The 647-nt window shown below is 68.5% G+C and carries 1 protein-coding gene; it reads left to right on the top strand.

The window, feature by feature from the left end:
• Positions 1-647 (top strand): asparagine synthetase B family protein (locus ARC23_RS00705; protein ID WP_411847885.1); only part of this gene is annotated, 647 nt, incomplete at both ends.

Here is a 647-nt window from a genome sequence, read left to right as displayed (position 1 = left end):
TGGTGTGGCGGGACAGTTGTGGCCGGCGCCTATGGCGTCGGCCGGGGTGCTGCAGGCGCAGGTGCTGGCCATGGGCCAGGCGCTGCACCATCGCGGGCCGGATGATGGCGGCAGCTGGGTCGATGCCGGCTCCGGCCTCGCGCTGGCGCATCTCCGCCTTAGCATCCTTGACCTGTCCCCGCTCGGCCACCAGCCGATGGCGTCGGCCGATGGCCGCTACGTGATGGCCTACAACGGCGAGGTCTACAACTTCGCGGCGCTGCGTGCCGAGCTGGAGCCGCTGGGGCATGGCTTCCGTGGCCATTCCGACACCGAAGTGCTGCTGGCGGCGATCCTGCAGTGGGGCGTGGAAGAGACCCTGCAGCGCTGCAACGGCATGTTTGCCATCGCGCTGTGGGACCGTCAGGCGCAATGCCTGTGGTTGGCCCGCGACCGTGTCGGCAAGAAGCCGCTGTACTACGGCTGGGCCGGTGACACGCTGGTGTTCGGTTCGGAACTGAAGGCGCTGTGGCAGCACCCGGCCTTCGACAACGACATCGATCGCGACGCACTGACCCTGCTGCTGCGGCTGGACTACATTCCGGCGCCGCACAGCATCCACCAGCGCTGCTACAAGCTGATGCCTGGCCGGGTGCTGCGCCTGGACG

This window comes from Stenotrophomonas beteli (assembly GCF_001431665.1).
GTDB classification, from domain to species: Bacteria; Pseudomonadota; Gammaproteobacteria; order Xanthomonadales; family Xanthomonadaceae; genus Stenotrophomonas; species Stenotrophomonas beteli.
The sequence above is the reverse complement of the archived record's forward strand: the minus strand, read 5'-3'. Positions and strand labels throughout refer to the sequence as shown.